The sequence below is a fragment of the Micromonospora sp. GCM10011541 genome (genome assembly GCF_042650725.1).
Classification (GTDB): Bacteria; Actinomycetota; Actinomycetes; order Mycobacteriales; family Micromonosporaceae; genus Micromonospora; species Micromonospora sicca.
In genome coordinates this window covers 160,949-184,574 of the sequence record NZ_JBHSBP010000002.1, presented here as the reverse complement: position 1 = coordinate 184,574, position 23,626 = coordinate 160,949, and the positions used below count along the sequence as shown (strand labels likewise).

At 69.6% G+C, this 23,626-nt stretch carries 29 protein-coding genes; 13 read left to right on the top strand and 16 right to left on the bottom strand.

All coding sequences use genetic code 11. The features are described from left to right. Positions 1-115 precede the first annotated feature (115 nt). Entirely contained in the window at positions 116-706 is a 591-nt protein-coding gene (locus ACFOYX_RS01110) for a hypothetical protein (RefSeq protein ID WP_322442966.1), read from the bottom strand. 577 nt (positions 707-1,283) lie between these two features. On the opposite strand from ACFOYX_RS01110, the gene ACFOYX_RS01105 reads away from it, so the two are divergent. The 4 genes from ACFOYX_RS01105 to ACFOYX_RS01090 all read left to right on the top strand — a co-directional run bounded on the left by ACFOYX_RS01105 (position 1,284) and on the right by ACFOYX_RS01090 (position 5,280). Next, on the top strand, positions 1,284-2,597 hold the full coding sequence (locus ACFOYX_RS01105) for an AAA domain-containing protein (protein WP_322442967.1): 1,314 nt from the start codon (positions 1,284-1,286) through the stop codon (positions 2,595-2,597). A gap of 221 nt (positions 2,598-2,818) precedes the next feature. Then, positions 2,819-3,394, top strand: coding sequence for a type IV toxin-antitoxin system AbiEi family antitoxin domain-containing protein (locus tag ACFOYX_RS01100; RefSeq protein WP_322442968.1), 576 nt, complete (start codon positions 2,819-2,821; stop codon positions 3,392-3,394). A gap of 27 nt (positions 3,395-3,421) precedes the next feature. Then, a complete protein-coding gene (locus ACFOYX_RS01095; RefSeq protein WP_322475140.1) occupies positions 3,422-4,294 on the top strand; it encodes a nucleotidyl transferase AbiEii/AbiGii toxin family protein in 873 nt (290 codons plus the stop codon). A 692-nt stretch (positions 4,295-4,986) separates the two neighbouring features. Further along, complete coding sequence (locus ACFOYX_RS01090) at positions 4,987-5,280, top strand: hypothetical protein (protein WP_322442969.1); 294 nt, start codon at positions 4,987-4,989, stop codon at positions 5,278-5,280. A 230-nt stretch (positions 5,281-5,510) separates the two neighbouring features. Here ACFOYX_RS01090 and ACFOYX_RS01085 read toward each other — a convergent pair whose 3' ends face one another. Genes ACFOYX_RS01085 through ACFOYX_RS01065 form a run of 5 tightly spaced genes read right to left on the bottom strand, consistent with a single transcriptional unit; the run spans position 5,511 to position 9,494 of the window. Next, positions 5,511-6,488 (bottom strand): NAD(P)H-quinone oxidoreductase, encoded by a 978-nt coding sequence (locus ACFOYX_RS01085; RefSeq protein ID WP_322442970.1) that lies wholly within the window; start codon positions 6,486-6,488, stop codon positions 5,511-5,513. 19 nt (positions 6,489-6,507) lie between these two features. After that, the gene (locus ACFOYX_RS01080) at positions 6,508-7,497 is read right to left on the bottom strand and encodes a transketolase C-terminal domain-containing protein (RefSeq protein WP_322442971.1); all 990 of its coding nucleotides are present in this window, start codon (positions 7,495-7,497) and stop codon (positions 6,508-6,510) included. Beyond that, positions 7,494-8,345 (bottom strand): transketolase, encoded by an 852-nt coding sequence (locus ACFOYX_RS01075; protein WP_322442972.1) that lies wholly within the window; start codon positions 8,343-8,345, stop codon positions 7,494-7,496. The genes ACFOYX_RS01080 and ACFOYX_RS01075 overlap by 4 nt, the downstream gene beginning before the upstream one ends. After that, positions 8,342-8,728 carry a cupin domain-containing protein gene (locus ACFOYX_RS01070; protein WP_322442973.1) on the bottom strand — a complete coding sequence of 129 codons (387 nt, stop codon included), beginning with the start codon at positions 8,726-8,728 and terminating at the stop codon, positions 8,342-8,344. Before ACFOYX_RS01070 ends, ACFOYX_RS01075 begins: the two co-directional genes overlap by 4 nt. Positions 8,729-8,738: 10 nt before the next feature. Next, the gene (locus ACFOYX_RS01065; RefSeq protein WP_322442974.1) at positions 8,739-9,494 is read right to left on the bottom strand and encodes an IclR family transcriptional regulator; all 756 of its coding nucleotides are present in this window, start codon (positions 9,492-9,494) and stop codon (positions 8,739-8,741) included. Positions 9,495-9,779: 285 nt separating this feature from the next. Here ACFOYX_RS01065 and ACFOYX_RS01060 point away from each other — a divergent pair, with 285 nt between their 5' ends. From ACFOYX_RS01060 to ACFOYX_RS01030, 7 genes are all read left to right on the top strand, one after another. Then, positions 9,780-10,961: an extracellular solute-binding protein gene (locus tag ACFOYX_RS01060; RefSeq protein ID WP_322442975.1), complete on the top strand. Its 1,182-nt coding sequence runs from the start codon at positions 9,780-9,782 to the stop codon at positions 10,959-10,961. Continuing rightward, entirely contained in the window at positions 10,961-11,875 is a 915-nt protein-coding gene (locus ACFOYX_RS01055; protein WP_322442976.1) for an ABC transporter permease, read from the top strand. Before ACFOYX_RS01060 ends, ACFOYX_RS01055 begins: the two co-directional genes overlap by 1 nt. 5 nt (positions 11,876-11,880) lie before the next feature. After that, positions 11,881-12,690 (top strand): ABC transporter permease, encoded by an 810-nt coding sequence (locus tag ACFOYX_RS01050; protein WP_322442977.1) that lies wholly within the window; start codon positions 11,881-11,883, stop codon positions 12,688-12,690. Next, positions 12,687-13,745 (top strand): ABC transporter ATP-binding protein, encoded by a 1,059-nt coding sequence (locus ACFOYX_RS01045; RefSeq protein WP_322442978.1) that lies wholly within the window; start codon positions 12,687-12,689, stop codon positions 13,743-13,745. The genes ACFOYX_RS01050 and ACFOYX_RS01045 overlap by 4 nt, the downstream gene beginning before the upstream one ends. A gap of 35 nt (positions 13,746-13,780) precedes the next feature. After that, positions 13,781-14,392 carry a hypothetical protein gene (locus ACFOYX_RS01040; protein WP_322442979.1) on the top strand — a complete coding sequence of 204 codons (612 nt, stop codon included), beginning with the start codon at positions 13,781-13,783 and terminating at the stop codon, positions 14,390-14,392. Between the two features lie 20 nt (positions 14,393-14,412). Then, positions 14,413-15,240: an SDR family NAD(P)-dependent oxidoreductase gene (locus ACFOYX_RS01035; protein ID WP_377533756.1), complete on the top strand. Its 828-nt coding sequence runs from the start codon at positions 14,413-14,415 to the stop codon at positions 15,238-15,240. An 84-nt stretch (positions 15,241-15,324) separates the two neighbouring features. Continuing rightward, positions 15,325-16,833, top strand: a complete 1,509-nt coding sequence (locus ACFOYX_RS01030) for an NAD-dependent succinate-semialdehyde dehydrogenase (protein ID WP_322442981.1) — start codon at positions 15,325-15,327, stop codon at positions 16,831-16,833. An 80-nt stretch (positions 16,834-16,913) separates the two neighbouring features. Here the strand turns inward: ACFOYX_RS01030 and ACFOYX_RS01025 are convergent, their stop codons facing one another. The 9 genes from ACFOYX_RS01025 to ACFOYX_RS00985 all read right to left on the bottom strand — a co-directional run bounded on the left by ACFOYX_RS01025 (position 16,914) and on the right by ACFOYX_RS00985 (position 20,878). Next, entirely contained in the window at positions 16,914-17,315 is a 402-nt protein-coding gene (locus ACFOYX_RS01025) for an NAD(P)H-binding protein (protein ID WP_322442982.1), read from the bottom strand. Positions 17,316-17,336: 21 nt separating this feature from the next. After that, positions 17,337-17,702, bottom strand: a complete 366-nt coding sequence (locus ACFOYX_RS01020) for a GYD domain-containing protein (RefSeq protein ID WP_322442983.1) — start codon at positions 17,700-17,702, stop codon at positions 17,337-17,339. Positions 17,703-18,019: 317 nt separating this feature from the next. Then, positions 18,020-18,181 (bottom strand): SRPBCC domain-containing protein, encoded by a 162-nt coding sequence (locus tag ACFOYX_RS01015; protein ID WP_322442984.1) that lies wholly within the window; start codon positions 18,179-18,181, stop codon positions 18,020-18,022. Beyond that, on the bottom strand, positions 18,178-18,516 hold the full coding sequence (locus ACFOYX_RS01010) for a metalloregulator ArsR/SmtB family transcription factor (protein ID WP_322442985.1): 339 nt from the start codon (positions 18,514-18,516) through the stop codon (positions 18,178-18,180). The genes ACFOYX_RS01015 and ACFOYX_RS01010 overlap by 4 nt, the downstream gene beginning before the upstream one ends. Positions 18,517-18,674: 158 nt before the next feature. Beyond that, positions 18,675-19,127 (bottom strand): SUKH-3 domain-containing protein, encoded by a 453-nt coding sequence (locus tag ACFOYX_RS01005; protein ID WP_322442986.1) that lies wholly within the window; start codon positions 19,125-19,127, stop codon positions 18,675-18,677. Continuing rightward, on the bottom strand, positions 19,127-19,645 hold the full coding sequence (locus ACFOYX_RS01000; protein ID WP_322442987.1) for a YwqJ-related putative deaminase: 519 nt from the start codon (positions 19,643-19,645) through the stop codon (positions 19,127-19,129). Before ACFOYX_RS01000 ends, ACFOYX_RS01005 begins: the two co-directional genes overlap by 1 nt. Next, complete coding sequence (locus ACFOYX_RS00995) at positions 19,638-20,132, bottom strand: hypothetical protein (RefSeq protein WP_322442988.1); 495 nt, start codon at positions 20,130-20,132, stop codon at positions 19,638-19,640. Before ACFOYX_RS00995 ends, ACFOYX_RS01000 begins: the two co-directional genes overlap by 8 nt. 4 nt (positions 20,133-20,136) lie before the next feature. Then, entirely contained in the window at positions 20,137-20,454 is a 318-nt protein-coding gene (locus tag ACFOYX_RS00990) for a hypothetical protein (RefSeq protein WP_322442989.1), read from the bottom strand. Between the two features lie 7 nt (positions 20,455-20,461). Next, entirely contained in the window at positions 20,462-20,878 is a 417-nt protein-coding gene (locus tag ACFOYX_RS00985; protein ID WP_322442990.1) for a YbaB/EbfC family nucleoid-associated protein, read from the bottom strand. A gap of 270 nt (positions 20,879-21,148) precedes the next feature. Between ACFOYX_RS00985 and ACFOYX_RS00980 the strand changes: the two genes are divergently transcribed. After that, on the top strand, positions 21,149-22,234 hold the full coding sequence (locus ACFOYX_RS00980; RefSeq protein ID WP_322442991.1) for a Gfo/Idh/MocA family oxidoreductase: 1,086 nt from the start codon (positions 21,149-21,151) through the stop codon (positions 22,232-22,234). 93 nt (positions 22,235-22,327) lie between these two features. Here ACFOYX_RS00980 and ACFOYX_RS00975 read toward each other — a convergent pair whose 3' ends face one another. After that, a complete protein-coding gene (locus tag ACFOYX_RS00975; RefSeq protein ID WP_322475139.1) occupies positions 22,328-22,828 on the bottom strand; it encodes an SRPBCC family protein in 501 nt (166 codons plus the stop codon). A 256-nt stretch (positions 22,829-23,084) separates the two neighbouring features. Here ACFOYX_RS00975 and ACFOYX_RS00970 point away from each other — a divergent pair, with 256 nt between their 5' ends. Beyond that, positions 23,085-23,585, top strand: a complete 501-nt coding sequence (locus ACFOYX_RS00970) for a GNAT family N-acetyltransferase (RefSeq protein WP_377533755.1) — start codon at positions 23,085-23,087, stop codon at positions 23,583-23,585. Positions 23,586-23,626: the final 41 nt, after the last annotated feature.

Sequence of the window (23,626 nt, the reverse complement as noted above, 5' to 3'; positions counted from 1 at the left end):
TACCGCGGCGGGAACTGACCGCAGTAGCGGCCACGCTCCGCGGCTTTCCTGTCGGCCACCCACGTGAGGCGGATCAGCCGCCGTAGAGCCAGCGGGCAGGGTCCGGGTACGGGGCCTACCCAGTCAATTCGTCACCGAGTTCAGGCTTGAGGGCTTCGCCACGCCTCCGCAACCGGTACGCCGCGATCGCATTGCCGACGCCGAGCAATGCCAGGATGCCGACCGCCAGCCAGAACCCGACGGCCGGTACGGCGGACATGGCCTCGTCGTAAGGCGGCGGATCAAAGCGACGCAGTACGCCCCGTAGGCCGAGCGCAAGCGCCCCCGCCGCGACGAATGCCGCTACCGCCGATACCACCAGGCGGGACTTGACACCGGCCAGGATCCTGGCAAGCACGCCGGCCAGGACACCCAGCGCGGCGACCATGAAGAGCGGTTGCCCCGGCAGGTAGATGGGCTCCTCGGGACCGATCTGCGGCGCCTCGTTCGGCACCTCCTGCATGACGTACTGACCACGGTCGCCATCCCAGAGCAGGGTCTCCAGGTGGACCTGAGCCCCGCCACCGACGGTCAAGCCCCAACCAGTCCAGGTCACCGCCACACGCCATTCCTCGGCCTCACCCTTCAGCGCCGCGAACGGTAGGGCGAACAGGAGAGCGACCGCGGCGAACGCCAGCGGACTCAAGTTCGTGCGGGCCCAGTGCATGGCCGCCTCCTCGACAGATCGACAACGGCAGGATGGGGCGCGGACATCTCCCCCCGATCGCGCTCGGATCTCGGTTCGCATATGCCTCCATTGACCTGACCACGGCATCGTTCCGGGAGTGGAGCCGAGGGGACTCGAACCCCTGACCCCACAACGCCAGGAGCCGGCCAGGCTTGGGGGTCAGCCTGGTTCTGCGCTGCTCGGCGGTCCGCTGAGGTCCGGGCTCGTCCTGGCGGTGGTTGCCACCGCCACCGGGAGCCCGCCGAAAACCGCCGCCGCCCTCATGCTTGCCTGGTGCGCGCGCCATCCCGCCACCGCCTCGTCCCAGTTGCGGGCCCTGGCCAAGCGCACCGACGACCACGAACATCGCATACGCCTGAATCGGCGGTGGAGGACCGGCAGGCGAATGCCCTCGAATGGCCGGGCTGGAGGTAGAGCGACCGGAAGCACTCCCAGGTGCGCTGACCATCGACGAGGTTGTCGAAGTTCAGGCAGGGCGCGTCCGGTCCCGACCCGGCGGTATCGCAGGAGGCGCGTGCGCGGCCGGTAGGGTGCCGGGTCGGGAGGTGACGGGTCCATGCTCGCTGGGTTGGCCGTGCCGCCGGGGGTGGAGGCCGACCGCGTGATCAGCACGGTGCTGGCCGACCTGCGCTCCGGCACGCATCGGGGTGTGGTGGTCGACTCCCCACCAGGGGCCGGCAAGTCGACCCTCGTGGTCCGCGCCGCCGTCGAGCTGGCCGCCGCCGGCGAGCCCCTGATCATCATCGCGCAGACCAACGAGCAGGTCGACGACCTCGTCGACCGGCTCGCCCGCAAGGCCCCCGAGCTGCGCATCGGCCGGCTCTCCGCCGCCGACTACCGGCCGTCCGACCGGGTCAAGGACCACGAGACGGTCAGGGTCGCCGCGAAGGTCGGCGACCTCGGCGGTCCGGCCGTCATCATCGGTACGGCCGCCAAGTGGGCCACCGTCACCGAGGGCTCCTGGCCGTGGGCGATCGTCGACGAGGCGTACCAGATGCGCTCGGACGCCCTGCTGCGCGTGGCCGGCAGGTTCGAGCGGGCGCTGTTCGTCGGCGACCCCGGGCAGCTCGACCCGTTCTCCACCGTCGAGACCGCGCGCTGGACGGGCCTGACCTGGGATCCGATGCAGTCGGCCGTGGCGGTGCTCCTGCGGCACAACCCCGACCTGCCGGTGCACCGCCTACCCGTGTCCTGGCGACTGCCCGCCTCGGCGGCGCCGGTCGTCGCGGCGGCCTTCTACCCGTTCACCGGGTTCCGCGCCGGCACCGGCCCCGACGACCGGGCCCTGGCGTTCACCGCGTCCGGACCAGGGGACGCGGTCGACGCGGCGGTGGAGCTGGCGGCCACCTCCGGGTGGGCGCTGTACGAGCTGCCGGCCCGGCACACCCTGCGTACCGACGCGGAGGCCGCCGCGGCCTGCGCGGTCCTCGCCCTGCGGGTGTTGCAGCGCGGAGCGGTCGCGCTCTCCGAACACGCTCCAGCCGGCGCGCCGGTCACCGCGGACCGGATCGCCGTCGGGGCCGCCCACCGCGACCAGGTCGCGGCCATTCGCGCCCACCTCGGCGAGGCCGGCGCGGGCATCACCGTCGACACCGCCAACCGGCTCCAGGGCCGCGAGTACGACGTGACGATCGTCCTGCACCCACTCTCCGGACGGCGGGACGCGACGGCCTTCCACCTGGAGTCGGGGCGGCTCTGCGTGCTGACCTCCCGCCACCGGCACGCCTGCATCGTGGTGGCCCGGGCGGGCATCGGCAAGTTGCTGGACGCCCACCCGTCGACCGAGCCGGTCCACCTCGACGTGCCGGTCAAGTTCCCCGATGGCTGGGCCGCGAACCAGACGATGATCGCCCATCTGGGCGCGACGTAGCCGAGCGGCCGAAGCTGCTCATGATTGAGAACGGTTCGCGCACTTCGCTGGCCGCTTCAGGTATCAGACCAAGGGCGCCTCGTCTCACGTCAACGCGGATCTTGCACGCCCCATCCCGGCGCCATCGGCCGAAGCGCATCAGGTAGGAAATCCGCTACAGGTGGCGGCAACGTGTATAGAGTTTCCCCATGGGGTCAGCGGATGAACCGGGGGCTGAGAGCATGTTGCTGAGCATGCTCCCGGCCACCTTCAGCTATACCCAAGCTCTTGAAGCTGGCCTGCCAGAGCGGCAGCTGTACCGGCTGCGCGATCACGGGCTCATCGAGCCTGTCGGACGGGGGCTCTACCGGCGACATGACGCTCAGACGGCGGATATCGACCTCATCGAGGTCGCCCGCCGCGCCCCGTCTGCCACCCTGTGCCTGACCACCGCGCTGGCTCGGCACGGCCTCACCGACGAGATCCCCTCCCGTATCGACGTTGCGCTGCCTCGCGGGCGGCATCGACCGGCCACTACCGCGCCGGTCGCCTGGCACTGGTTCGACCCGGCCACCTTCGATACTGGGCGCACGGAACTGCGACTCGACCCGGAGACCTCGATCGGGCTCTACAGCCCCGAACGCAGCATCATCGACGCCGTTCGTCTGCGGCACCGGGAGGGGCCGGATGTGGCGTACGCGGCGCTACGGCGATGGCTGAGGCGGAGCGACGCTTCGCCGTCGAAACTACTGACGATGGCTCGCCGGTTCCCCAAAGCCGAGCGACCGCTCCGAGAGGCACTGGAGATCCTGCTGTGACCGTACGTCCCACGCGTACCACCGTCGCTGGCCGCGCCTACCTCGACCTCCAAAACCTCGCTCGTCGCACCAGTCGGCCCACAGACGAGCTGCACCAGGTCTACGCCCTGGAAGGCTTCCTCGCCCGCCCGCCTGTCCCAGTCCCCGTACGCGGACAAGCTCGTCCTCAAGGGCGGGGTTCTGCTGGCCGCCTACGCCGCGCGCCGGCCCACCCGCGACGTAGATCTTCAGGGCCGATGGATCTCGAACGACACGGATCAGGTGCTCGGCATCGTCCGCGACATCGCCACCCTGCACCTCGACGACGGCCTGGTCTTCGACGCGGCGAGCGCCAGCGCGGACACGATCCGGGACGACGACGTCTATGCCGGAGTGCGGGTCAGCCTCACCGGCAGTCTCTCCGCCGCACGCTTGACCTTCCATGTCGACGTCAACGTCGGCGACCCGATCTGGCCCGATCCGCAGCCGATCAAACTCCCGCGGCTGCTCGACGGGGAGATCGTGGTCACCGGCTATCCGCTCCCGATGGTGTACGCGGAGAAGTTGGTGACGGCGTTGCAGCGAGGCGAGGCGAACACTCGCTGGCGTGACTTCGCCGACGTTTACCTGCTGTCCTGCCGCCACGATGTTGACGGCGACCAGCTGGCGGCGGCAGTGCAGCGGGTGGCCGAATATCGTGTAGTGACGCCCGTGCTGCTGAGCGAGGCCCTCGTCGGCTTTGCGACGCTGGCGCAATCACGGTGGGCGGCCTGGCGACGTAAGCACCGCCTCGACGACCGTCTTCCCTCGGATTTCGGCACCGTGCTGCAGCAGGTGTTCGCGCTCGCCGACCCGGCCTTGCTCGGGAACTGCCGTGGGCGGACCTGGACCGCAACGGCTCAGGGCTGGAGGGCTATGTGACTGACGCCGGGTCGCAGTCCAACTCATCGCTGCTGGGCTCGGGCCCTCCCGGCCGTCGATGGCGGTGCAGCCGCGCCCGGGCAGGCAAAGCTGGATCGGGTCGGGCGACTCGCCGGGGACGCCGGCAGCACCGGAAGCTCCATGGCGATGTCGTGCTCCCGGTCCTTCCACAGCCACCGCCGGTCAACCCGTCGTAGCTCAGAGACTGCGCGTTCGCGCTGGCCAGCCCGGCTTTCGTTCCGTCGCCGTGAGTCGCCGGTCGGCCGCCGGCGATCGTCGCCATGAGTTCGTTGGCCATCGCCAAGTGTGCTGCCGCCTCGGCGACGGTCCACGACGCACCGGGGATGGCGATGTCGGCGGTGGGCAGCCCGCCGATCAGGTCGGCCAGCCGCTTCGCCACGGCAAGGATTTCGTCGGGTAGTTGGCCGCTCTCGGCGCGGTCAGCCACCCTCTGGGCCATGACTGCCGATCTTGATCGATCCCGATCCTGTTCGGGCGATGACCGGCGAAACCGCCGAGGATGGCTCGGCAGTTTCCCAGAGTCGAGCGACCACTCCGAGAGGCACTGGAGATCCTGCGTTGACCGCACGGCCGACGGGGGCCACCGTTGCGCCCCGCATACCTCGAGCCGTCGCGTCCGTCGATGGCGGCGCGGCCGCGGCGGTGGCCGGCACAACCGATCGGGTCGGGCGGTGCGCCGCGCCGCCGGCAGCACACACGTCGCGCTCGCCGCGGCGGCCGGCTCGGACACGCCGGTCGAGGCCCGCTACCGGCTCGCCGGGCCGTGCGTCACTTCGTCGTGCGGCTTCTCGACGGGTGACCACTGTGGGCTGGGCGCCCGGATGGCCGCCTCCTACCAGGAGACCGTGGGGCCGGCGGAAATCGAGCTTCCCAAGTGCGCGATTCGGCGTAGCTGCCGGTGGTTCGCCGAGCAGGGGCCGGCGGCCTGCCCGGCCTGCTCTCATGTGGTCACCGACGCCCGCTGATCAACCCCGCCGCCCGGACACCGCGATCTGTTGCTCCTTCGCCCGGTGGCGAGGCCCCGCGCGAACACAGTGTGGCCTCAGCACCCGGCTGGCGAGAAGCTCCCCGTACGCGACGACGTCCCGGAGGGCGTTCTCGTCCAACTCGGCGTCGCCCCCCGCTCCAGTGGCAATGCCAGCGCGGCCGACTGCCCGCTCCGCACTATCAGACGTGCGGAGCGGGCAGTTCCTGCTCAGCCGCCGAAGTCCAGCAGGATCTTGCCGACCTTGCCCTTACCCTCAAGCCGGTCGAATGCCGACTGCACCTGCGCCACCGGGAAGATCTGGTCGATGACCGGCCGGACGCGTCCGCTCGCGAGCGCGGGCAGCACCTCCCGTTCGAAGGCGCGGACGGCTTCCGCCTTCTGCTCGATGGGCCGGGCGCGCAGGACGGTCCCCTGCACGCGCACCCGCTTCTGCATGAGCCGCAGCAGTGGCATCTCAGTCTCACTGCCGGCACCGACGCCCACGACGATGATCCGTCCGCGTACGGCGATCGCGTCGAGGTTGGCCGGGAAGTGCGGGGCGCCGACCAGCTCCAGGATGACATCGGCACCTCGACCGCCGGTGAGCTCGGCGACCTCGGTCGCGAAGTCGGCGTCGTGGACGACCTCCGCGCCGAGCGCCTTCACCGCCTGGTACGACGATTCGCTGCGCACGACGCCGATGACCCGCGCACCGGCCGCGAGCCCGATCTGCACGGCAGCGCTCCCGACACCGCCAGCGGCCCCGTGAACGAGGAGCGTCTCGCCCATCTGCAGCCCGGCCTGCGACCGGATCGCGTCGTGCGCGGTCATGTACGCCTCCGGCACTGCCGCGGCGTCGGCCTCGGACAGCGAGTCCGGCACGCGGGCCAGGTGCCGCTCGTTGACGATCACCCGGTCGGCGAGGCCGCCGCCACCCACGAGGCCGAACACCCGGTCGCCGGGCGACCACGTGGTCACCGCGTCACCGACGGCCTCGACGACGCCCGACACCTCCAGACCGGGAATGTCCGCGGGGCTGCCCGGAGGGGCCGGGTAGATCCCGTTGCGCTGCTGCGCGTCCGCCGGGTTCATTCCGGCGTAGCGGACGCGGACCCGAACGTCGTTGCCGGTCGGGATCGGGTCTGGCCGCTCGACGAGGTCGATGACCTCGTTGCCGCCCGCCCCGGTGAAGACAACCGCCCTCATGACTGATCAACCTTTCCGTTCACGCGTTCAGGAAACGCAGGGCGACCTGCGCGATGCCGTCGGCATCCAGCTCGTAGTGCCGATAGAGGTGCGTCGGCGGCCCGATCAGGCTGTACTCGTCCTTGATGCCGTGCCGGTGCAGCTTGGTGGCCACGCCTTCCTCGGTGAGCACCTCGGCGACGGCGCCGCCCAGCCCGCCGAGCACGTTGTGCTCCTCGACGGTCATGAGCCGGCCGGCCCCCCGCGCCGCGGCCAGCACGGCGTCCCCGTCGAGCGGCTTCACGGTGTGCATGTCGAGCACGCCCACCGAGATGCCCTTCTGACGAAGCAGTTCGGCCGCCGCCAGCGTCGGGTGGACCGACGACCCGGTGGCGATGAGCATCAGGTCGCTGCCCTCGCCGTGCGCGATGGCGCGTCCGAGCTGGAAGTCGACGCCGTCCCCGTAGATGATCGGGTCGCGGCCGCGGCTGGCGCGGAAGTAGATCGGCCCGGGGTGGTTCACCGTGGCGCGGATCGCCGCGTGGAACTGGGCCGGGTCCGACGGCGCGATCACGGTCATGTTGGCCATGCTGCGCATGATGGCCAGGTCCTCGGTGGCGTGGTGCGAGGTGCCGTAGAAGCCGAGGCTGATGCCGGCGTGGTGGCCGATGAGGCGGACCGGCTGGTTGCAGTACGCCAGGTCGGTGCGGATCTGCTCGCAGCACAGCAGCGCCAGGAACGACGCGAACGTCGCGGTGTAGGGCAGCAGGCCCGTGGTCGCCAGCCCGGCCGACGCCGAAACCATGTTCTGCTCGGAGATGCCGAACTGCAGGAACCGCTCCGGGTGCTTCTCCTGGAAGCGCACCAGCCCGTTGGAGTACTTGAGGTCGGCCGTGGTGACCGCGATGTTGTGTCCCTCGTCGGTCAGCTCGATGAGGGCCTGCGAGATGGCGGCGAACCCGGGGGCCTGGTCCAGCAGCATCAGCAGGTGCCAGGAGTCGGGGTGCAGCTCGGGCTCGGTGGTGGTCACGCGTTGCTCCTCAGGTGCGCGAGGGCGGCTTTCTCGTCGGAGGGGTGCAGGTAGCCGAGGTGCCAGCCGAACTGGGTCTCCATGTAGGGGATGCCCTTGCCCTTGACGGTGTGGGCCACGATGACCGTCGGCTTGCCGCCGTCGCTGGCGGCGGTCGCGTCGCGCAGGGCCTGCAACACCTGCGGGACGTCGTGGCCGTCGATGTCGATGGTGTTCCAGCCGAAGGCCTGCCACTTGTCGAGCACCGGCTCGATGCCGATGACGTCGTCGACCTTGCCGTCGAGGCTGTACTCGTTGCGGTCGACGATGGCGATGAGGTTGCCGGTGCGGTGGTGGGCCGCGGACAGGGCGGCTTCCCACACCTGACCCTCGTGCTGCTCGCCGTCGCCGAGCAGCACGAAGACGTTGTAGTCGATCTTGTTGAGCCGGCCGCCGAGGGCCATCCCGAGACCGGCGGACAGCGCATGCCCCAGGGAGCCGGAGCTGAAGTCGATGCCCGGCACCTTGCGCATGTCCGGGTGGTCGCCGAGCGGGTTGCCGAGGCGGGTGTACTCGTCGAGCACGGACTTGTCGAAGAAGCCGTAGTCGGCGAGGAACGGGTACAGCGCGATCGCCGCGTGGCCCTTGCCGAAGAGGAAGCGGTCGCGTTGCTTCCACTGCGGCTCGCCCGGCTTGAGCCGCATGATGTCGCCGTAGTAGAGCGTCGCGAGGATCTCCGCGCACGAGAAGGCCGAGGCGTAGTGCCCGGTCTTCGCGATGCCGGTCAGGCGCACCGTCTCCTCGCGGGCGAAGAGCGCCTTCTCCTTGATCCGGGCGATCAGCTCGCCGTCGTCGGCTGCTGCACTCACTGGTCCTCCTCCACGAATTCCGGAACCTGTCCCTCGACCGGTGGAGGCGACAGGGAGCACACGATCTCGAGCGTCTCCGAGCCGTCGTTGACCTGTCCGTGCACGCGGTTCGCCGCGATGTAGACGGACAGCCCGGGCTCGAGGCGGATGGGCTCGTGGTCCTCGAGATACATCAGGCCGGTGCCGCGCACGACGTAGTAGGCCTCTTCGTAGTCGTGCCGGTGGCGGCGGACCTGTTGGCCCGGCTGCATGACGCACAGCGAAACGCCGACCCCGACGGAGCCCACGGTCTTCGGATGCACCAGTCGGTAGACCGGCGCACCGAGCGCGAGGAACTCTCGTCCCTGATCACGACGTACGACGGGGGTTGATCCGTCAGACAAAGGGTTTCTCCTAACTGGAGTAGCCGAGCGAGCGGGAGACCTCCGCGGCCGCCTCCCGCACCATCGACTCGTGTCGCTGTTGGTTGTCACCGAGCAGCACGGGAGACACGCCGGCCAGTGACAGCGCGGCGCAGACCGTGCCGGTGTGGTTGAAGACGGGAGCGGCGATCGACGCGATGCCGGGGGTCACGTCCTCGTCGCTGATCACGATTCCCGCGTTCACGTCCGCCGCGAGGGACTGCCGCACCAGCTCGGGGGTGTTCAGGGTCTTGCTTGTGTAGGTGGTGAGCGGCGAGCGGAACAGGTACTCGTCCCAGAGGGATTCGCCCCCGAAAGCGAGGAGGGCACGAGGTGCCCCGCCGACGTGCAACGGCAGCCGGCCGCCGAGCCTGAGCTCGAGAATCTGGACGCGCGCGCCGTCGATGCGCTCGATGCACACCGCCTCGAGCCCTTGACGTATGCACAGGAAAACGGTTTCGCCGGTCTGCTCGTGCAGCCGCTCCATGACGGGCAGCGCGGCCTGACGTTCGTCGAACCGCTGAGCAACCGCCGCGCCCAGCCGGAACACCTTGAGCCCGAGCCGGTATTGCCCCCGCCGCCCACCGGGCTCGACCCACCCGAGTTCCTGCATGCTCTCGAGAAGGCGGTACACGCTCGTACGAGGCTCCTCCAGCGCCTCGATGAGCCCGGCGATCGGCATCTCGCCCTGGTCGGCGAGCAGTTCCAGCACCCGGTCGGCCTTGCTGAGTACGTTCACCGGCGGCATGACGTCTCCCGTTGTCCCGCTTAGCGGTCAGGATGACCGTAGGGCGGGACTATATCGGAGCGAGGCGGCTGCTGTGAAGACCACAGTGCATATCTGTTTCCGACGTGTCGTAGCCGAACTATCGCAGGTCGTAGGGGTGCGTCCGCCGCATCCGGCCACGAGTGTCGGGATCGCGGGTCGGTGCCGAAGCAGCGACGTCAAGAAACTCTGTACCGCCCTATGGACAACTAGTCCGTGCGGTGGAACAGTAGCGCCCACCAAGTCGATGTGTGACAGGAGGAACACATGGCTGAAACGCCGATGAAACCGCAGGGTCTGACTCGCCGCGGTCTGCTGCGCCGTGGAGGGCTCCTCGCCGCCCTCGCCGTGTCCGCGCCGACCCTCCTGGCCGCCTGCGGCGACGGTGGGGAGTCCGCAGCGGTGCCCAAGGTGGGTGACAAGGTCGGTGGGGCGCTGAACTTCCTGTCCTGGGAGGGCTACGACCTCACCGGATCACAGAAGATGAAGGCGTGGCAGGGCGCGAAGAGCGTCAAGGTCAACCCCACCTACATCTCGACGAGCGACGACATCCTCGCGAAGATCAAGTCCGGCTCCAGCGTCGGCTACGACCTCATCACCTATTACCAGGCGTACGGACCCCTGTACTCCAAGCAGCCGCTGGAGATCATCGAGCCGCTCGACCTGGCGCACATCCCGAACGCCGCGAAGCTCTTCCCGTTCTTCCGCGAGGGTGACGCCGCGGCGAAGTTCTGGAACATCGACGGCAAGCAGGTGGGCATCCCGATGTTCTGGAGCGCCACCACGCTTGACTACCGCACCGACCGCATGGCGAAGCCCGAGTCGTGGCTCGACCTGCTGAAGCCCGAGTTCAAGGGCAAGATCGGCTGGGTCCCGGACGCGACGGCAGCGTTCACCCTCGGCGGCCGGATCCTCGGGTTCGACGTCCCCAACTACACCCAGGACCAGTTCAAGCAGATCGTCGAACTGCTCCGCCGGTTCCGCGGGCAGATCAAGGGCTTCGCGCCCTCCTTCGGTGACCTCACCAACCAGCTGGTCAGCGGTGAGGTGATCGCCTCCTTCGCCGGCTGGTCGACGGTCGGGCTGTGGGCCGGGGACAAGGGCGCCAAGGTGGAAAGCATCATCCCGAAGGAGGGCACCTACACCTCCTGTGACGCGTGGGCGGTGCCCAAGACGACGCAAAACCGCGACACCGCGTACGCCTGGGTCAACCAGGCCCTCTCGCCAGAGGTGCAGGCGGAGGCCGCGGTGGCGCTCGGCACGGCCGTGACCTCGCCGGAGGCGGTCAAGTTGCTGCCTGCCAAACAGCAGAAGCTCTACCCGTACGACAACCTCGACGAGTTCTTCACCAAGGCCCCGGTCTTCGGCTTCCCGGACAAGGGGCGGTCGGGGATCGTGCAGCACGAGGAGTGGCTCAGCGAGTGGTCGAACATCCAGGGAGGCGTGTGATGGTTGCGGCCGTCGTACCGCCTCAGGCGGACGTCGCCGCGGCACAGCCACCCGCACCGGCTCGTCGGCGCGGGTGGCTGCTGACCCTGCCGGCCGTTGTCGTCCTGGGCTTCCTCCTGGTGGCTCCCTTCCTGGTGTTCACCGTCTACGCGTTCCTGCAGGGCGGTTTCTACGAGGTGACGGGCACCGTCACTTTGTCGAACTTCACCTCGGCCGTGGGTTCGGAGTTGACCCGCCGGCTCACGCTGAATGCGCTCGGGATCGGGTTCGTCACCGCGGCCCTGACCCTGGCGCTCGGGGTGCCGCTCGCGTACGCGATTCGCTACCGCGCCGGGCGCATGGAATACCCACTGCTGGCGCTCGTGGTGTTCTCGATGTTCACCAGCTACCTCGTCCGCATCTACGCGTGGCGGGTGATCCTCGGCAAGGACGGGCTGCTCACGCAGGTCCTCGGACCGATCGGTCTGGCCCCGCAGGACGGATCGCTGCTGTTCTCGAAGCCGGCCGTCGTCATCGCGCTGGTCCATATCTTCGTGCCGTACGTCGCTCTCGTCGCCTATGCCGCGTTCCGCAACATCCCAGGCGACTTCTTCGATCTCGCCGCCGACCTCGGCGCCGGCCGGATGCAGCGGTGGCGCCGCGTCGTCCTGCCGCTGGTCGCGCCGGCGGCGGCCTCCGGCTTCCTCTACACCTTCGTGTTGGCCGCCAGCGACTACGTCACCCCGCAGTTCCTCGGAGGAACGGACGGGAACATGGTGGGGCTGCAGATCTCGCAGCAGTTCACGCAGTTCGGCAACTATCCGCTCGGCGCGGCGACCTCGATCATCGTGCTGCTGCTGTTCATGCTCGCCTACGCCGTCGTCACCGTGTTCCTCCGCGTGCTGGGCCTGAACTCCGTGGTTATCAAGGGGTGAGCGGCATGAGTCTTCTGCGGAGCAGGCGCCGGTCGCCGGGTCTCTACCTGGCCGTCGTCCTGGCCTTCCTGTACCTGCCGATCGCGGTCGTCGTGCTGTTCTCGTTCAACTCCAGTAGCACCCTGAACCTCCCGATCAAGGGGTTCTCGCTGCGCTGGTACGAGGCGGTGCTGACCGACCCGACCTACACCTCGGCCCTGCGGAACAGCCTGATCGTGGCGGTGGTCTGCGCGATCATCACCACCGTTCTGGGCACGCTGGCGGCGTTCGGGCTGACCCACGTGTCCCCCCGGGTGCGCCCGTGGCTCGCGGTGCTGTTCTTCGCGCCCATCACGCTTCCCGGGCTCTTCCTCGGGTTGTCGCTGCTGGCGTGGTTCGCCAAGCTCGACATCGAGCTCTCACTGTGGACCGTGGCCGCCGCGCACGTGGTCTACACGTTCCCGTATTTCCTGCTCGTCGCCCAGTCCGTCCTCGACCGGATCGACCCGCAGTACGACGAGTTGGCGGCCGACCTGGGGGCGTCGTCGCTGCTGAGGTTCAGGAGGGTCACGCTGCCGATGACGTGGCCGGTGCTCGTCGCCGGCGGCATGCTCTCCTTCGTCCTGAGCTTCGACGAATTCTTCATCACCTTCTTCGTCATCGGCCCGCAGAGCACGGTGCCGCTCGTCATCTACTCAGCGATGCGACGCGCGATCGACCCGTCGATCAACGCGTTCGCGACCCTCCTCCTGCTCGTCACCTTCCTGTCCGGCGTCGTGATCGCCGTCCTGGCACGGACGGGCAGGGCTGCTCGAAAGGGAGTCAAGGCCTCGTGAATACCGTTCTCAGCCTGACGGGCATCAGCAAGAGCTTCGGCAAGGTGCCGATCCTGCACGGCGTGGACCTCGACGTCCACGAGGGTGAAATCCTGTCGCTGCTGGGCCCGAGCGGATGTGGCAAGACCACCATGCTGCGCATCATCGGCGGGTTCGAACGGCCGGACCGCGGCCGCGTGGTCCTGGCCGGCAAGGACATCACCGACGTGCCACCGCACCGCCGCCCGGTCAACATCGTGTTCCAGCGCTACCTGCTCTTTCCCCATCTGTCGGTCTTCGACAACGTCGCCTTCGGGCTGCGGATCGACAAGGTCGGCAAGCGGGACATCGAGCGACGCGTGCGGGAGTCGCTGGAGCTGGTAGGGCTGGAGGATCTTGCCGATCGGCGGGCGACGCAGCTCAGCGGCGGCCAGTCGCAGCGGATCAGCCTGGCCCGGGCGCTGGTGAAGCGCCCACAGGTGCTCCTGCTCGACGAGCCGCTCTCGGCGCTGGACCAGAAGGTCCGAATCAGCATGCAGGCCGAGCTGCGGCGCATCCACCGAGAGACCGGCACGACCTTTGTCTATGTGACGCATGACCAGCAGGAGGCCATGTCGCTCTCCAACCGGGTCGTGGTGATGAACGCGGGCCGCATCGAGCAGATCGGCACGCCGGCGGACGTCTACCACCGCTCGGCCACCAAGTTCGTGTCCGGCTTCGTGGGTGACGCGAACCTGGTCGCCGTCGAGGCCCTCGACAGCGCGGGGGACGGCACCGAGGTGAAGGTCGTCGAGACCGGGCAGCGCCTGCGGCTGCGGCAGACACTGCCGCAGCGTGAGGCGGTGTTGGTGGTGCGTCCCGAGCTCCTTCGACTGTCGGCCACCGGTGACGACGGCCTGTCCGGAACCATCTCCGACATCGCGTTCCTCGGCTCCGCTGTCCAGTTCCACGTCGACCTTGACGGCATGACGCTCCGCGTCCAGGAGCCTGCGGGCGCTGCCCCCCTGACACTCGGCGTCGGTGACGTCGTACGCGTCGTTCTGCCCGATCACCCCGTCCACGTCCTCACCGACTGACCGCCCGCTGAGAGCAGAGCAGGAGCTGTTACCACATGATCTACATCGAATTCATCTCCCGCCGTCCGGGCATCTCCATCGAGCACTTCCACGCGATCGCGGGCGCCGGGCAGACGGGGTGGGCCAAGCAGTACGGCGACGACGAGCTGCTGCTGAACCTCGGTCGGACGTGGCGAATCGGCCCGGAGCCGGAGTACCTCGCCGTGTGGCTCAACCGCAACGCGGGCCTTGAGCTGCTGGGGGAGTGGGAGCGGGCCTTCGGGTCCGGCGAGGCCGACGCGTTCGAGAAGCCCATGGAGGTGGTTGGCCGGCTGGACCGCGCGGGCTGCTACCGGCCACTGCGGGAGCCGGTCGCCGGCCGGGTCGGTCCCTACTACGCCGAGTTCCTCGACTTCGCCCCCGGCGCCACGCCCGACGAGGTCGCCGCCTTCTTCGACAAGCGCGCGGGCGAGCACCCGGCACTGCGGCTGCACGTCGTTGCCGACCGCATCGGCCACCTCGGCCCTGACCCGCGGTGTATCGCGGTGTGGGGCCTGCCGGACTACGGACACCTGGACGAGATCGCCAGCGAGCTGCAGGACGTGACGGCGCCCGTCGTGCTCCGTACCGCCGGCGTCTACGCGAACCTCGGCGAAGAAATCCTCTAGCCCGTACCAGGAGCGAAATCATGCGATTCGAAGGTAAGAATGCCCTGGTCACCGGTGCCAGTAACGGCATCGGCGCGGCCATCGCCGAGCGGTTGGCGGCGGAGGGTGCCTCGCTGTGCCTGCTCGCCGCGCCGCAGGACGAGGCCCACCTGGAAGCGGTGGCGGAGAGGCTGCGCGCCGAGGCAGGGGCGAAGGTCGTCACGGTGACCGGCGACGTCGGTGACGCCGACACCGCGGAGCGTGCGCTGACCGTCGCGTGCGACGCGTTCGGCCGGGTCGACCTGCTGGCGAGTAACGCCGGGATCGGCATCTGGGAGAACGTGCTCGAGACGCCGATCGAGGACTTCGACCGGGTGATGCGGGTGAACACCCGCGGCCAGTACGCGGTGACCAGCGCCGTCGCCCGGCACATGAGCCGGCGCGGTGGCGGCGCCATGGTGCTCACCGCGTCGACCGCCTCGCTCTTCGGCGAGGAGGGGCAGATCATCTACAACACGTCCAAGGGCGCGGTGATGGCGCTGGCCCGGTCGCTCGCCGTCGACCTGGCCCGGTACGGCATCCGCGTCAACGCCCTCGCGCCCGGTTGGGTACGCACCCGGGCGACACTGGCCGAAGTGGACGACGTCGCCATCTGGAGCAAGCACCGGACTCGAATTCCGCTCGACCGTCCGGGCGAGCCGGCGGAACTGGCGGCCGTCGCCTGCTTTCTGCTGAGCGATGACGCCTCGTACATGACCGGCTCGGTCGTGATGTGCGACGGCGGACTCACCGCCGGCTACCGGGCGAGCGACTGGGACGCGGTGGAGCGCCCGCTGTCCCCGCGTACCCCAGGGCTGTCCGACAGCTGACCATGGATGACACCCGGTCACGCACCAGTCCCGGCCGTCGATGACTGATGCGTTGAGCGGTCAAGTAGTGACACGGAGGAAGAAGTGGGTCGGTCGGCCAGCGAAGAGGGCGTGTGCAGGTTCCTCAACCCCTCGAAAGAAGACGAACGGGCAGTCGTCGAGGCGGTGCGGAAGGAGCTTCTGATCGCCGGGCGGTGGCGGCCGGCTACGGATGGGCGCCAGTTGCCGGTGCACGACCCGTCGACCGGTGAGGTTCTGTGCCACGTGGCGGATGCGGGGCCCGCCGACGCGGTGGCGGCGCTCGACGCGGCCGCCGCAGCCCAGCCGGGTTGGGCTGCGTGTCCGCCTCGGGAGCGCTCGGACATCCTCCGACGCGCGTTCGAGCAGCTCATTGCCCGGGCTGACGAGCTGGCCCTGCTGATGACACTCGAGATGGGTAAGCCGCTCGCGGAGTCGAAGGCGGAGATCGTCTACGCGGCCGAGTTCCTGCGCTGGTTTTCCGAGGAGGCCGTACGGATCGACGGGCGGTACGCTGTCGCGCCGAACGGTCAAGGCCGTCTGATGGTGATGAAGCAGCCCGTCGGGCCGTGCCTGTTGATCACGCCGTGGAATTTCCCGATGGCGATGGGTACGCGCAAGATCGGGCCCGCGATCGCCGCTGGATGCACCATGGTGGTCAAGCCCGCGCGTGAGACACCTCTCTCGATGCTCGCGCTGGCCGAAATCCTGTCCGACAGCGGTCTTCCCGCTGGTGTCCTCAATGTGATCACCACCTCCACAGCAGGTGACGCGACTGCACCGCTTATCACCGACCCGCGGCTACGCAAGATGTCGTTCACCGGGTCGACGGAGGTTGGTCGCACGCTCATCGCTCAGTCGGCCCATCAGGTGCTCCGCGTATCGATGGAACTCGGCGGCAACGCACCGTTCATTGTCTTCGACGACGCCGACCTGGATGCGGCCGTCGAGGGAGCGATGATCGCGAAGATGCGGAACATCGGGGAGGCGTGTACGGCAGCGAACCGGTTCCTCGTCGCGGAGTCCGTCGCGGCCGACTTCGCCCAACGCCTGGCCGTCCGGATGAGCGCGTTGAAGGTCGGCCGCGGCACCGAACCCGGCGTCCAGGTCGGCCCGCTGATCACGGCGAAGGCGCGGGACAGCATGCGGGCGTTCGTCGCCGATGCGACCGAGCGAGGCGGTCGGGTGCTCGCCGGGGGCAACGCTCCCGAAGACCGTGGCTACTACTACCAGCCCACCGTCATCGCTGACGTGGACCCGGGCGCCCGGGTATTCACGGACGAGATCTTCGGTCCCATCGCACCCATCGCGTCCTTCACGAACGAACAGGAAGCGCTGGCGATCGCGAACTCCACGCAGTACGGCCTCGCCGCCTACGTGTACACCTCCGATATGCGGCGATGCTTCCGGGTCGTTGAGGCGCTGGAGTTCGGCATGGTCGGCCTCAATCAAGGCATTGTGTCCAACCCCGCAGCCCCATTCGGCGGAATGAAGCAGTCGGGGGTCGGACGAGAGGGTGGCCGCGAGGGCGTCGAGGAGTACCTGGAAACCAAGTACATCGCCGCGAACGTGTAGCGGTCGGATGCGCTGCGGCGTGGTCAGGGGTGCCCCTCAGTGAGCCCGTTCGGCGAGGAAGTCCTCCCAGGTCCGCCGACCTACGGCCTGCTCCGGCGCCAGGTTCGCCCCGCCCCGGATTCGTAGTAGCCGAACATGCCGCGGTCGACCGGGCTGCTCATCGGAATCCGGTCGACTCCGACGATGGAGATGTACACCAGGTGCGGCGTACCAGCCCGCGACGCCGCCCGGACGAGATTCCGAGCGGCGTCGGGGTCGCCCTGGTAGCTGCTGGCGCAGTGCACGATCCTCTCGACACCCGCCACGGCCGCGTCGACGCCTGCGCCGCTGGCCAGATCGCCGGTGACGAACTCGACTCCGTCCTCGGCCGGGCGGCCGCTCCGGGTCAGGACGCGTACGTCGCAGCCGGCGTCGCGCAGACGTGACACGACGTGGCGGCCGAGCGTCCCCGTCCCGCCGGTGACCAGGATGGGTGGCATCATCGCTCGCTCATCGGACAGTGGTCATCTACCCGGCGGCTGGTAGGCCTCTTTCGCCCGGACCGCCTCGTCGACTTCCTCGGCGGTCAGCACCGGTGTGATCCGCGAGTCCACACCGCCCGCCGCCCGGATGGCGATGGCCAGTGCGGCCGCGGCCTTGTGGTCCGGCAGTTCACACAACACATAGGTGTCGTTCTTACCGAATGAGAAGTACATCGACTCCAGCCGGCCGCCGCTGGCCTCGATCGTGTTTCGGACGACCTCGACGCGCTTGGTGCCACCGTCGGTGATCAGCCCCTTGAGCCCGTCGATGGTGTACGTCGACTGCAACAGGAATTTGGGCACCTCGGCATCAACTCCCAGATGTGCTGGCGGCCGCTCGACGGCCACCAGTGCCTGCTCGGTTCGTGGATCGGATCGCGCCTCAGCGCGTCCCTTGGCGTTGGACCCGCTCAGCGCCCTCGACCTTGGCCCGGCCCTGGTCGCGTTCCGTGCCCGATGTCCCGGTCGCCGCCCGCAGGTGCCGGCGGTCTGGCGAGTGTTCGACCTCGGAGCCCTGCCGGCCCCGTGCCCCGCTGCCCGGATTCCGCCCCGCGCGTGCTGACTCGCCGCCGGGGTCGTGCTTGTTTGCCTTGTGGCTACCCATGCGCCGCGCGTACCCGCTACGTGGGGCGCTAGTCATCCCGCGGCGACCGCGGTCGCACCGGTCAGCCGGCGAGTGCCGGCTCCCGGGCGTACGTCAGCAGCAGCGCACCGGCGAGGCCGCTGGGGGCGAGCCAGCGGCGCAGCAGGTCGGGGTCGAGCCAGGCGCGGTAGACCTTCTCGGGTGGGGCGGGGAGGTCGCGGTGCAGCCGTACGGCGGTGCTCATCGGTCGGTCCCTTCGTCGTCGGTGAGGAGTGCCTCCAGGGCGTCGAGGCGATCGGCCCAGTGGCGCTGATAGAAGTTCAGCCAGGCGGAGGCGGTGGCGAGCGGCGCCGGTTCGAGCCGACAGACGTGCCGGCGGCCGGTGATCGTGCGCCGGACCAGGCCGGCGCGTTCCAGCACCTGCAGGTGCTTCGACGCGGCGGCCAGGGACATCTCGAGGGGCTCGGCCAGCTCGCCGACGGTCAGCTCCCGTTCGGCGAGCCGGCGCAGCATGGCGCGCCGCGCCCCGTGCGCGAGGGCGTGGAACACCGCGTCCATCCCCACCGAATCCTCAACCATGCGGTTGACAATAGTCGGCGACGGACCGTTCGTAAACCGATTGGTTGAGTTTTCTCCGGCTGGCCACGGCGCCGAGCGGGCGCGTCGGGGCGGCGCATACGAGGGAGCCCCCGACCGCGCCGTTCAGCTGGTCGAGGGCTCTCGTGGGGCGTGGCGGCCTACGGCTCGTCCGGGGCGTCCTCGCCCTCCAGCAGCCGGGCCAGGCCGGTCGCGCCGGGGCCGACCCGCTTGATCTGGTCGTTGAACAGCATGTGGATGGTGCCGGCGGCGTCGATCGCCAGGCTGGCGTGCCCGTCGTACTCTTCCCCGACCGGATAGAGCTGGCCGGCCGTCGACGCGTCGAGGCTGTCGAACCACGTCTTCTGCCCCAGGCACAGGGTCGGGTCGAGTCGTACGCCGATGCGGGCGTAGTCCCGGCCGGGACCGCTCACCGGGACGGCCAGGCCGCCGAACTCGGTCAGGAACGCGCGCGCGGCGGGGTGCATCGTGAACCCCTCCGGGGCCAGCGCGCTCTCCCACCCGGACACGTCGGCCCGGCGGCGCGGCGACCAGCCCGCCGCCTTGAGCTCCCGTTCCGCCCGCGCCGGCAGGTCGCGCTCGTCGCCGCGCATCACAGCGCCTCCTTGAGGTCGAACTCGTTCCGCAACGACTTGCAACTGTTGCAGCACGGGTTGTGGGCGCCGTGGCCGGGGTTGCCGGGGGCGCGGATCCGCGCCGCGCCGATGGCGCCCCCGCGCAGGTCGATGCCCCGGTCCAGCAGCTTCGACAACGACTGCGGCAGCGCGCAGTTGCCGTGCCACGGCGCGCGGAGGTTCTGGGGCACGCTGTCGAGCGCCCGGGCCACCTCGCGGTGGTGCGGGTAGATCTTGTCCGGGCCGTCGCTCACGGAGACCGCGGTGTGCCGACCGTCCGCCGTGGTGACCGCCTCGGCGGTGCCGTTGACCCGCCCGTTGCGCTGCTGGCGGTCGGCCTCCCGCCGGGCCTGGTACGACGCCTGCCGGGCCGGGGACGCGTTGCGGGTCGGCCGTGCGTCGGGTGTGCCCCGCCGCCGGCGCTTGACCTTCTTGAGGTCCCGGACCCACTCCCGGGCGAACTTGGCGGCGATCTTGCCGGTGCGGTTCCTAACCATCGATCAACCGCCAGACGGCCTCCTGCATGAGGTTGCCGATGATCGTGCGGGCCAGCGCCTGGAACACGGGAATCTCCAGCAGGGACGCGCCGAAGGTCGGGCCCGCGGTGGCGATCGCCTGCGCGATCTGGATCGCCAGGATCGTCAGCTGCACGATGACGGCGATCTTCAGGGCCAGCACGATCGCGGCGCAGATGATGAGTCCGGCGCCGCCGACCACCGCCCCGGTGGCATTGCTGACCACACTCGCGGCCGGGCTCTCCTGACCCGCCCACCAGTTCCGGAACGCCTCGATGTCGCCGCCCTCGTTGCCGGTGAGGGCGTTGGTGGCGGCGGTGACGGCACCGGCCAGGAACTCGGCCATGTCGTCGCTGAACTCGAGCCACGCCTGGCCCAGCTCGAACAGCTTCTGCTCGTCCGAAGCCGGCCAGTCGTAGCCCAGGATGTCGAGCAGACTGCGCAGCTCGCCGGGGATCTGCAGGCCCACGCCGTCAGCCTCCGAGCCGACCGAGGATGGAGTGGAACAGGTCGCCGGTGTCGGCCTCGTTCTCCTCGTGCGACCGCGCCATCGCGGCGAGGTCGTCGCCGGCGAGACCGACCTCCTCGAGGGCCTCGGTGAGCACCTCGAAGACGAAGCCCGACGTCTCCTCGTACGCCATGCCGAGAAGGGAACCCGTGTCGTCGTCGCCGAACGCCGGGCCGATCGAGGCCAGTCGCGCCTGGAAGGCCGTCACCCGGCTGGCGAAGTCGTCGGCCGCCGACCGCATCGCGTTGCCGGCGGCGGCCAGCCCGTCCGGATCGGTCTGCACGGCGCGGTCACCCGCCCCGACGGCTCAGCCGGTCCTGCGCTTCGGCGAGCCCGTCGAGGAAGGTGGTGAACTGCCGGGCGGCGTCCTGCTGGATGGTGCTCAGTTGCCGGCCCAGGTCGCCGAGGTCGACCGGGCCCGCCGGCGTCGCCGTGGCCCGCTGGAGGTCCTCCATCGCGTTGTTGACCGCGACCATGATGTGGTCGGTCAGCGTCGCGAGGTCGAGCCGGAGCAGCCGCGGGTCGACCTCCAGCGCGGTCATCCGGCCCGGCGGTGCGGTGCGGACCCGGACGAGGCCGTCCGCCGCTTCGCCGTGCCCCTCCGGCGGCGACGCACCTGCATCTTCCCTTGTGGACTGTTGGGCGGCAAGGCTGCGCAACGTGTCGGTGAGCACCTTGTCGATGCCGGACGGGTCGGTAGACGCCACCTCAGCCCCCGCTTCCGTTGTGACTACGTCAGCGTGATCTTAGGCGACCCTCGCAAGCCCATCGACACCTGTCGGTGCGCTGTCGATATCCGGTTACCAGCCACTGGTCCGCCTCAGATGCCCGCGTCCCACCCTCCGCGACGGAGAACCTGGCCAGCTTCCGAAGGGCGCCATCGCTAAGATCCCGGCCAGGTGCCGGCCGGAGCAGCCAATCGTTGAGAGGGTGCGTCGTCTACGGCTCAACATCCGGTCTCGACGTCAGGAATTGAGATGACAACCGCGGTCCAGACTCGGTTCGCCATCGTCGGCAGCGGCTGGCGGGGGGCGTTCTTCCTGCGGCTGGCCAGGCTGCTGCCACAGCGCTTCCGGGTGACGGGGGTGGTCACCCGTACCGCATCGCGTGGGGAAGAGGTCGCGGCCGAGTGGGGCGTGCCGACCTTCCGTTCCGCCGCCGACCTGCTCGCGCACGAGCGGCCCGACTTCGTCATCGTGTCGGTGCCCTGGTCGGTGACGCCCGACGTGACCCGCGAACTGGTCGCCGTTGGTGTGCCGGTACTCGCCGAGACGCCGCCCGCCCCTGACCTCGCCGGGCTGCGGTCGCTGTGGTCCGACGTGGGGGACAGCGGCCTGGTGCAGGTCGCCGAGCAGTACCTGCTGATGCCCGGGCACGCGGCCCGGCTGGAGTTGATCCGCGCCGGGGTGCTGGGCGAGCCCACCTCCGTCCAGATCTCCTCGACGCACCTGTACCACGCGGTCTCGCTGATCCGTGGCCTGCTGGGAGTCGGGTACGACACCGCCGAGGTCAGCGCGCGGGCCTTCGTCGCATCGCTGGCCAACCCCTTGTCACCGGAGGGCTGGAGCGGTGACATGACGCCCCAGCAGCTTGTCACCACCCTCGCGACCATCGACTTCGGCGGGCGGATGGGGCTGTACGACTTCACCGACAACCAGTGGTGGAACCCGCTGCGTTCGCGTCGGTTGGTCGTCCGGGGCTCGCTGGGCGAGATGGTGGATGACCGGGTCGTCCGCCTGGTCGACCCGACGACGCCTGTGGAGTCGTCCCTGGTGCGGCGGCAAACCGGCGTCGACCTGAACCTCGAAGGGCTCGACCTGAAGCACATCAGCTTCGACGGCCGCGTCGTCTACCGCAATCCGTTCGTCGGCAGCGGTCTGTCCGATGACGACCTCGCGGTGGCCGACATCGTGGCTCGTACCGGTGCCTGGGCCCGAGAAGAAGGGCCGGCACCCTATCCCCTCGCCGAGGCGTGCCAGGACCACCTCATCAGCCTCGCCATCGAGGAATCGGTGCGCAGCGGTAGGCCCGTGGTCACCACCCGGGAGGCGTGGGCCGGGTAGCTCGCGCCAGCCCGGCCCAGCCGACCGCCGGAGCGAGGCGGGCATGGGCCGGCCCCACGCCAGGGGGTTACGGCTGCCAGGAGCCGCCGTACCCTAGCCGAACTTGCCCGCCACGGAATGGTCCAAGCTGGTCACCCTTCCCGTCTCCAGCACTTCCTTCAATCTGCGCAGATTTGCCGGCACCTCCCCGGCGGGAGGTTTACCCATCAACGCGAGGACCAGGTGCCCCAGCCTCCCCAGCGGCGTTCGCATCACCTCGCGCACCTCGGTCTCGCCAACCGCGGGGCCGCTGGTGAAGTGGACCTCCCAGTAGGTCCGCAGCCCGGGCAGGGAGCGCGTCTCGTAGCCGATGACCTCGTTCCTACGCTCCTCGGTCACCCTCATCGTCGACCTGAACCGAACGCCCAGCGGGCCTTGTATCGTCCATCGGGACACCGCTGGGCCCACCTGTTCGACGGCCATGACATCGCCCAGAAACCGTGGCAGGTTCGTGAAGTCGCGATAGAACGCGAAAACCTCCCGCACCGGGCGCCGGATCGTCACTCGCGCTTCGACCGCATTGTGTGCGCGCGGTCGCGATGATGTTCCCCGCATCGCAGTCTCCGATCGGTCTCCCAACCGTGGGCGCTGCCGCTCGACGTGATCTGTCGCGCCCTCGCGTACCCGCTGACCCATCCGCCATGCCGACGACTCACCGAGCTGGTTGGCGGCGATCCCCGTTCGGCCCAGTCGAGCCACCAGTTGTCGCGTGTCCCCGGGTCGACGAGGGCATCCCGCGATCAAGGGTGATGTGCAAGGAATCGTCGGTGGCGGCTGTTTCAATGAGCCCTCGGGAGAACGGGGGGGCGACATGACCGAGGTGCGCATTGAGCCGTGGAGCGAGGGCGACCTCGACCTGCTGCGACAGCTCAACGCGCCGGAGGTCCGCGCGCACACCGGGGGCCCGGAGACCGAGGAGCAGGTGGTCGCCCGGCACGAGCGGTACGTCCGCGGCCCGGGCCCGCGCAGCGGCACCATGTTCAGCGTCGTGCTGCCCGACGGCGAAAAGGTGGGCAGCGTCGGTTACTGGGCCCGGGAGTGGCGCGGCGAGCAGGTCTACGAGATGGGCTGGGCGATCCTGCCCGGGTACCAGGGCCGGGGCCTGGCGACCGCGGCGGTGCGCGCGGCGGTCGCGGCGGCCGCGGCGCGCGGCGACCGACGGTGGGCGCACGCCTACCCGTCGGTGGACAACCCGCCGTCGAACGCGGTCTGCCGCAAGGCCGGCTTCACGCTGGTGGGCGAGACCGAGTTCGAGTACCCGCCGGGCCACCTGATGCGCTCCAACGACTGGCGCATCGAGCTGACCGGTTGAGGTGATCAGGCGCCACGGCGCGACGGCCGAGGGCCGCGCGC